Raw genomic sequence first — 974 nt, 5'->3', positions numbered from 1 at the left:
CCCGCCGCCGAGGTCGAGCAGCGACACCGGCTCCGGTACCCGCGCTGCGGCCCGCTCCAGCACGTCGACGACCGCCGCGTGCGTCGCGGGCATCCGGTACGCGGCGTAGGCGGCCGCGTCGTCGTCCGTGCGCAGGATCGGCGCGGTGGGCACGGTGCCGCTGCGGTAGTCGCGGATCAGCCGGTCGACCACCGGCGCGAGCCGCGCGGCGGGGACCCGGTCGAGCGCGTCGTCGAGGGCGGCGCCGAGCGCGCCGGACAGGTCGGGGGACAGGTCGGGGACCACCCGCCCATTCCACCAGTCCCGGGCTCAGCCCCGGGCGCCGACCAGCAGCGGGTCGGCCAGCACGTCGAGCAGCGGGGCCTGCATCCGCGCCCACGGTGACAGCCCGGAGGCCGGGTCGTCGGCGGCGGCGCGGAAGCGCGACCAGCTCCACCAGGCCACGTCCTCGACCTCGTCGGGGCGCGGCTCGGGCTCGCCGCTGATCCGGGCGACGAACACCGGGCAGAGCTCGTTCTCCTCGATCCCGTCCTGCGACGCGCGGTAGCTGAAGTCCGGCAGCACCATCCGCAGCTCGGTCGCGCGGATGCCCAGCTCGTCGGCCAGCCTGCGGTGCACCGCGTCGGCCATGTCCTCGCCGGGGGCGGGGTGCCCGCAGCAGGTGTTGGTCCAGACCAGCGGGAAGGCGGTCTTGGTGCGGGCACGCCGGGTCACCAGCAGCCGGCCGGCGTCGTCGACGCCGTAGCAGGAGAACGCCAGGTGCCGCGGGGTGCTCGCACCGTGCACGGTGGCCTTGTCCGCGACGCCGACCGGGTTGCCCTCCTCGTCCAGCAGCACGACCTGTTCCATGCCGTCCTGTCTACCGGAGCCCGGCGGCCGCGGCCTGTCGGCCGGTACCGGCTCACACCCCGGAGCGGGCGGCTGCGCGGCCCCGGACCGCGCCGCCGAGCGCGGCACCCGGCAGGTGCGCGGCG

2 protein-coding genes are annotated in these 974 nt (G+C 76.9%); both read right to left on the bottom strand.

The features are described from left to right. A partial coding sequence (locus tag GTW08_RS33125) for a small ribosomal subunit Rsm22 family protein (protein WP_346009991.1) occupies positions 1-285 on the bottom strand: 285 nt, incomplete at its 3' end. A gap of 24 nt (positions 286-309) precedes the next feature. Then, positions 310-849, bottom strand: coding sequence for an isopentenyl-diphosphate Delta-isomerase (idi, locus tag GTW08_RS29115; RefSeq protein ID WP_073577196.1), 540 nt, complete (start codon positions 847-849; stop codon positions 310-312). Between the last annotated feature and the right edge of the window lie 125 nt (positions 850-974).

The organism is Pseudonocardia sp. SID8383 (genome assembly GCF_009864975.1).
In the GTDB taxonomy this organism is placed as follows: Bacteria; Actinomycetota; Actinomycetes; order Mycobacteriales; family Pseudonocardiaceae; genus Pseudonocardia; species Pseudonocardia alni.
The sequence above is the reverse complement of the archived record's forward strand: the minus strand, read 5'-3'. Positions and strand labels throughout refer to the sequence as shown.